This window comes from Streptomyces sp. NPDC059142 (assembly GCF_042755665.1).
GTDB lineage: Bacteria > Actinomycetota > Actinomycetes > Streptomycetales > Streptomycetaceae > Streptomyces.
Window position 1 is genome coordinate 92,366 of record NZ_JBHZDA010000013.1, and the last position, 7,220, is coordinate 99,585.

Annotated in this window: 5 protein-coding genes; 2 read left to right on the forward strand and 3 right to left on the reverse strand. The window is 70.4% G+C overall.

Annotated elements, in window-relative coordinates:
- Positions 1 to 52: 52 nt before the first annotated feature.
- From ACFXPK_RS07695 to ACFXPK_RS07705, 3 genes are all read right to left on the reverse strand, one after another.
- A complete protein-coding gene (locus ACFXPK_RS07695; protein WP_384992979.1) occupies positions 53 to 1,753 on the reverse strand; it encodes a methylmalonyl-CoA mutase in 1,701 nt (566 codons plus the stop codon).
- Between the two features lie 124 nt (positions 1,754 to 1,877).
- Positions 1,878 to 2,204 carry a DUF3817 domain-containing protein gene (locus ACFXPK_RS07700; protein WP_384992982.1) on the reverse strand — a complete coding sequence of 109 codons (327 nt, stop codon included), beginning with the start codon at positions 2,202 to 2,204 and terminating at the stop codon, positions 1,878 to 1,880.
- A gap of 69 nt (positions 2,205 to 2,273) precedes the next feature.
- Positions 2,274 to 2,780, reverse strand: a complete 507-nt coding sequence (locus ACFXPK_RS07705) for a MarR family winged helix-turn-helix transcriptional regulator (protein WP_384992984.1) — start codon at positions 2,778 to 2,780, stop codon at positions 2,274 to 2,276.
- A gap of 299 nt (positions 2,781 to 3,079) precedes the next feature.
- On the opposite strand from ACFXPK_RS07705, the gene ACFXPK_RS07710 reads away from it, so the two are divergent.
- Both ACFXPK_RS07710 and ACFXPK_RS07715 read left to right on the forward strand, forming a co-directional pair.
- The gene (locus ACFXPK_RS07710; protein ID WP_385072776.1) at positions 3,080 to 4,177 is read left to right on the forward strand and encodes a glycoside hydrolase family 6 protein; all 1,098 of its coding nucleotides are present in this window, start codon (positions 3,080 to 3,082) and stop codon (positions 4,175 to 4,177) included.
- A gap of 169 nt (positions 4,178 to 4,346) precedes the next feature.
- Positions 4,347 to 7,091: a hypothetical protein gene (locus ACFXPK_RS07715; RefSeq protein WP_385072779.1), complete on the forward strand. Its 2,745-nt coding sequence runs from the start codon at positions 4,347 to 4,349 to the stop codon at positions 7,089 to 7,091.
- Positions 7,092 to 7,220: the final 129 nt, after the last annotated feature.

Consider the following 7,220-nt stretch of genomic DNA (forward strand, 5'->3'; position numbering starts at 1 on the left):
GGACAGGTCCGCCCTTCCGGCGAACAGCTCTCCGACGGACGCGCCTCCCCGTCTAGAAGCCGGGCGGTTCGGTGTACGTCCCCCACTCGTCCCGCAGCGCGTCGCAGATCTCGCCGAGCGTCGCCTCCGCCCGTACCGCCTCCATCATCGGGCCGATCATGTTCGAGCCGTCCCGGGCCGCCGTCAGCATCGCTTCCAGCGCCGTACGCACCCGGGCGTCGTCGCGCGCGGCCCGGCGCTCCGCCAGGACCTGGACCTGGTCACGCTCGACCTCGTGGCTGACCCGCAGGATCTCCAGGTCTCCGGTGACCGAGCCGTGGTGGACGTTGACGCCCACGACCCGCTTGTCGCCCTTCTCCAGCGCCCGCTGGTACAGGAACGCGGACTCGGCGATCTCGCCGGTGAACCAGCCGTCCTCTATGCCGCGCAGGATGCCCGAGGTGACGGGTCCGATCGGGTGGCGTCCGTCCGGGTGGGCGCGCAGACCGCGCTCCTTGATCTGCTCGAAGATCTTCTCGGCGTCGGCCTCGATCCGGTCGGTGAGCTGCTCGACGTACCAGGAGCCGCCGAGCGGATCCGCCACGTTGACGACACCGGTCTCCTCCATGAGCACCTGCTGGGTGCGCAGCGCGATCTCGGCGGCCTGTTCACTCGGCAGGGCGAGGGTCTCGTCGAGCGCGTTGGTGTGGAGCGAGTTCGTTCCGCCGAGGACGGCCGCCAGCGCCTGGACCGCCGTCCGTACGACGTTGTTGTACGGCTGCTGCGCGGTGAGCGAGACGCCCGCGGTCTGGGTGTGGAACCGCAGCCACTGGGCCTTGTCGGTGCGCGCCCCGTACACCTCCTTCATCCAGCGCGCCCAGATCCGCCGGGCCGCGCGGAACTTGGCGATCTCCTCGAAGAAGTCGAGGTGGGCGTCGAAGAAGAAGGAGAGTCCGGGCGCGAAGGTGTCCACGTCCATCCCCCGGCTGAGCCCCAGCTCCACGTAGCCGAAGCCGTCCGCGAGGGTGTACGCCAGCTCCTGCGCGGCCGTCGCGCCCGCCTCCCGGATGTGGTAGCCGGAGACGGAGAGCGGCTTGTACGCGGGGATGGCGGTGGCGCAGTGCTCCATCAGGTCGCCGATCAGCCGCAGATGCGGCTCGGGCTGGAAGAGCCACTCCTTCTGGGCGATGTACTCCTTGAAGATGTCCGTCTGGAGCGTGCCGTTGAGGACGCCGGGGTCGACGCCCTGGCGCTCCGCCGCGACCAGGTACATGCAGAAGACGGGGACGGCGGGTCCGCTGATCGTCATCGAGGTGGTGACGTCCCCGAGCGGGATGTCCGCGAAGAGGATCTCCATGTCGGCGGCCGAGTCGATGGCGACCCCGCAGTGGCCGACCTCGCCGAGCGAGCGGGGGTCGTCGGAGTCGCGGCCCATGAGCGTCGGCATGTCGAAGGCGACGGAGAGCCCGCCGCCACCGGCCGCCAGGATCATCTTGTACCGCTCGTTGGTCTGCCGGGCGTTGCCGAAGCCGGCGAACTGGCGGATGGTCCAGGTCCGGCCCCGGTAGCCGGTCGGGTGCAGACCACGGGTGTACGGGTACTCCCCGGGCCAGCCGATCCGCTCGAAGCCCTCGTAGGTGTCGCCGGGCCGGGGCCCGTAGACCGGGTCCACGGGGTCCCCGGAGAGCGTGCTGAAGTCCGCGTCGCGCGTGCGGGCCTTGTCGTACCGGGCCTGCCAGCGCCGGCGGCCCTCCTCGATGGCGTCAGCGTTCATGAGACCAATTTACTAGGACGTCCAAGTAAATGTCGATGGCCGAATCGCCACGACCGGTGGCGGAGAAACGCGGAACAGCCGCCCGCGGACGCGCGGACGGCTGAGGAGGAACGCTCTACGGGCCCTATGCCTGGGCGGTCTCCGGCGCGCGGTCGGTGAGCAGCGGCTGGACCTCACGGGTGATCTTCGGTTCGACGAAGAAGGACGCGACGGGGATGCACCCGGCGGCGAGCACCCAGAGCAGCTTCCCGAAGGACCACTTCGCCTTGGAGCCCAGATCGAAGGCGAAGACCACGTAGATGATGAAGAGCACACCGTGGATCTGCGAGATCACCATCGTGTTGCCGGTATCGAACCCGTACTTGAGGATGATCGCCACGGTGAAGACCAGCAGCCATACGGCGGTGACGTACGCCATCACCCGGTAGCGGGACAGCACATTCGACTTCATGGGCTGAGCCTAACCGGGCACAAAGGGCGATCTTCGCCCGCCCCTCCCCCGGGCCCGGGGGAGCCGGGCTCAGTCCTCGAAGTCCTGGGCGGCCACCCGCAGCGGGCGCAGCATCGCGAAGATCTCGGCACACTCCCGGGCGTCGTAGACCCCGAGCCCGAAGTCCATCTCCATCAGATCGCGGGTGGCGGCCTCCACCACCTCGCGCCCCTTGTCGGTGATGGAGGCGAGCGTGCCGCGCCCGTCGTTGGGGTTGGGCCGCTTGTCGACCAGGCCGGCCGTCACCAGCCGGTCCACGGTGTTGGTGACGGAGGTGGGATGGACCATCAGCCGCTCACCGATCTTCGACATCGGCAGCTCGCCGGCCTTGGAGAAGGTGAGCAGCACCAGCGCCTCGTACCGGGCGAAGGTGAGCCCGTACGGCTTGACGACGGCGTCCACCCCGGCGAGCAGGATCTGGTGCGCGCGCATGATCGACGTGATGGCCCCCATGGAGGGGACGGGCCCCCAGCGCTGCTTCCAGAGTTCGTCGGCGCGGGCGATGGGGTCGAAGGGCAGGCTGAGCGGCTTGGACACGCCACCGACCTTACCCACTGGTCACTTGCGGGTCAGCCTCGTCTCGCACTTCGGTCGCACGGCCCTCCCCCGACGCCCGCGCCGGCGGTCCGCACGGCCCTTACGGCCCGGCCCGAGAGGCCGCGCGCACCGGCGGCGGGGAGCGGCCCCCGGGCGCACCCGCCCCGAGCAGGCCCGTCGCGGTCTCGCCCCGGCGGTGTCGCAGAGCACGGGCGACTGATCGTTATGTAACGATATGCCGGTCTTGCCATTCCCATCACCGCCCAGTTCGTCGCCCAGTCGACTTCCGAGGGGGCTGGATGTCCGGCCGCAGACCGCACCCGTCATCGCCGTCGCCGCTCCCGTCGCGCCGTACCCGGGGGAGGCGGGGCGGGCCGACGGTCCTCGTCGCCGCGCTGCTCGCGCTGGCCACGGCGGTGAGCTGCGCCCCGTCCCGGTCCGGGAACGGCGCGCCCAGCGCTCCCGCCGCGCGGACGCACACGGCCCCGGTGGTCCAGGGGGAGGCGGCTCCGAGCGCGGCGGCGCCGTTCTGGATCGACCCGGACAGTGACGCGGTCCGGCAGGTCGCCCAGTGGGAGAAGGAGGGGCGGAAGGACGACGCGAAGCTGCTCCGGCGGATCGCGGACCGCGCCGTCGCCGTCTGGCCCGCCGGGGACGACCCCGAGCCGGGGATCCGCCGGGCGGTGCGGGGCGCGACCGCGGACAAGCGGACCGCGGTCTTCGTCGCGTACAACATCCCGCACCGCGACTGCGGGCTCTACTCGGCGGGCGGCGCCCCCGACGCGGCGGCCTACCGCGACTGGATCGACACCTTCGCGCGCGCGATCGGCGACGCCCGGACGATCGTCGTCCTGGAGCCGGACGCGCTCTCGCACCTCGCGGACGGCTGCACCCCCGACGAGCACAGCACCGAGCGGTACGAACTCCTCTCCCAGGCGGTGGGCCGTCTGAAGAAGCAGCCGCACACCCGTGTCTACCTGGACGCGGGGAACCCGGACTGGATCTCCGACCCGGCCAAGATCGTGGGCCCGCTCCAGCGCGCGGGCGTCGGGGCGGCGGACGGTTTCTCGCTCAACGTGTCCAACTTCCAGACCGACGACACGGTCAAGACGTACGGCACCCGGCTGGCCGGGCTGCTCGGCGAGACCCACTTCACCGTGGACACCAGCAGAAACGGCGCGGGCCCCCTCCCCGGCAACCGCGACCAGGCCTGGTGCAACCCCCCGGGCCGGGCCCTGGGCACCCCGCCGAGCACCGACACCGGCAACGAACTGGTCGACGCGTTCCTCTGGATCAAACGCCCCGGCGAATCGGACGGCCCCTGCCGCGGCGGCCCGCCGGCGGGCACCTGGTGGCCGGAGTACGCGCTGGGTCTGGCCCGGCGCGCGAAGGGCTGAGTACCGGCGCGGAAACCGGTGTGGATTTACCCAGGACCACCCCTACGGGTGGAGGTTGTGTGCAGTGCGACCGCCTCCGCGTTCCCTGAGCGGTAACGTGTCGAATTCCTCTGCTGGGGCATCGTGATACCAGTCGAGCGTCATTCGAACACGGTTCAACGGGGAGATCATGACACCCGTATTCGAGAACGCCAACAAGGTCTTCGAGCTGCTGGCCACGCTGGTACGCAGACCGAGAAAGGGCGAGTTACCCACGGAACTCGCCGACCGAAACGGAATTCCCGTGGTCTGTCTGATCGGTGACGATCTGACGGAGCTGACCGAGGGCATCAGGGCTTCCCTCAACGGGGCCACGCCCCACCGCATCCCGCACGAGTTCATCTCCATGTCCGAGATCCGGGACGAAGTCGCCCAGGAATCAGACCCGTTACCCGCCGAATGGCAGCCGGTCGAGGTCTACCGGCGGGCTCTGGTGGCGCTGGCCCAGGAGTTCTCCTCGGCGCGGAACGGGCGCGACGAGCGTGTACGGTTCCGGCGGTTCGGGCTGGTCAACTGGTTGCTGGAATCCGACTATCCGGCGCGCGAGCCGGATTCGCAGCAGGATCGGGAGCTGCTGCGCAGACTGCGGGAGAGGGAGTTCCAGCGCCGACGGCTGTTCGGTGTGCTGCGCAGTCCGGAGACCGAGGTCTCGATGCAGGGAAACATTCCCTGGTGGGTTCTGGTCCTGGGGCTCCATCTCTTTCCGCTCGCCTGGTTCCGCGCCTGGCGCGGTGTCGGGACCGAGTACCGGTGGCTCGTGCGGCAGCCCTACATGGCGCCGCGCGACCCGGGGACATTCCCCGGTTTCGCCATGCGGCTGACAAGACCCCGGCGGGGACGGGAAAACCCCGACCAGGTCGGCAAGTTGATGATCAACGCTTTTCTGGAAGATCTCCGGGTGGCGTACCGGCGCCGATTCCGGCCGCGCAGGTCCGCACGCCGTACCGCCTATTGCGCGGCGTTCCTGACGGATGTGGACGACACCAACCACGGTACGGCGCTGATCCGTTCGCTGGTGGACGTACGCAACGAGACCGGGGTCTTCGATCCGCTGGCCGTCCTGTGCACCGGAGTGCGGCTGGAGGACGAACTCCTCGGGCACGAACTGCGCGGACGGGGCGAGCTGTCGGAGGACCTGTACGGGATCTGGCGCCACCATTTCGAGGCCGCCGGGCGGAGCCGCTCGGCGGCCGTCTGGTATCTGCCCGTCGTCGTGCCCGCGCCGCTGGCCCCGGACGCGGCCACGTACCGGCAGCAGAAGGACCGCGTCGAGCTGGTCGGACGGCTCACGGTGGATCCGCCCCCGAAGTGGGCACGGCGCCGGGTGACGGCCCTGGCGGGGGTGGTCGCGGTCGCGGTGCTCGCGGGCGGGTTCGCCCGCGCCTTCGACCCGGCGCCCGCCCTGAAGTGGCGGGAGCTGCACTGCGGGCTGAGCCGGTCGGACCCCGACGCGGCGACGCTCCGTCTGCGGTCGACCGGGGAGTGCATCGGGGTCGCGCCGAACGGGTACACCTTCGGCTCCAAGGACCCGGCGCTCAAGGAGACGCTGAGCACGATCGCCCGCCAGAACCGCGAGGCCGACCGGATCCACGAGCAGTTCACGATCCGGCCGGTGGTGACGCTGATCCATCTCTCCGCGCTGCTCAGCTCCGCGGGGCAGCCCAGCTCGCTCACCTACGTACGGGAGGCGCTCCAAGGCGCGGCGAGCGCGCAGCGCCGTCAACTGGACAAGCGCGGGGCCACCGATCCCGTACTGCGGATCTTTCCGGCGAGCGCGGGCAGCGGGATGCGGTTCGGTCCCGACGCCGTCGCCACGGTGGAGAGGATGATGCGCGACGATCCGTCCATCGTCGGGGTCACCGGGCTCGACCAGAGCCGTACGGCGACCATCACGACGATCGAGGAGCTGACCCGGATCGGACTGCCGATGGTGGCGACGTCGCTGTCGGCGGACACCCTGGACGACCACTCGCCGATGTACTACCAGGTGTCGCCGCAGAACCGGCGTCAGGCGACGGTCGCCGCCGCGTACGGGGCGCACCTGGCCGAGAAGGGGACGATTCCGCGGCGCAGTGTGCGCATCGTCTACTCGGCGGATCCGACCGACGAGTACAGCGAGAATCTGCGGGCCGACGCCGCGAAGAGCTTCGACGCCGCGGACTTCGACGTCGAGCAGCAGGCGTTCAGGCCGTCACCCGCCGCCCCGGGCAAGGCCTCCGGGTATCCGGGGCCGCGCACCGTGGGGGAGCACGCGTGCGGGTACGACGGCCTGGTGTTCTTCACCGGGCGGCCGGAGGACTTCGAGACGCTGCTGGCCGGGGTGAACGCGGCGTGCGGTTCGAACCCGCCGTTCCTGCTCGGCGGCGACGACGTGGCACGGATGGCGGCGGATCCGGTGCGGCGTACCGCGTACCCCAAAGTGCCCTTCGACTTCATGGACTTCACGCTGGGGTCCACGTCCTGCAAGACGAAGAGCGATCTCTACAGCACCTTGCGGAAGCTCTTCCCCACGGAGTGCGAGCAGTTGGCGAACACCTCGCTGGACGGCCATGCCTCGCTCGCCTTCGACGCGGTCAATCTGTATCTCAAGGCGGTGGGGCAGCTCCAGGACGCGGCCTCGCAACTGCCGCTCTCCTCGCTGACGGTGTGGCATTCGCTCAGCAGCATCCATGGATCGGCGGCGCTGGACGGGGAGAGCGGGCGGATCGACTTCGGCGGGGTGGTGGACCGTCAGATTCCGCTCGACAAGATCATATCGGTGCAGCGGGTCGACGGGATGAAGCGGCCGGCGCAGGTCGGGTTCTGCGGACGGTGGGGGACGCTGAGCCAGAGCGGATGGTGCCCGCCGCCGGAGGGGCGCGGAGGGACGGAGTGACACCACGGGTACGAGGGGCGCGGTAGCCGGGGTTACCCCGCCCCCCGGTCCCGCCCCAGGGGGGCCGGGTCCCGGCGCGGGCCCGCGCCCCCGACCTCCCTGGGGCTTAACCACCTAGGTACCCATCGC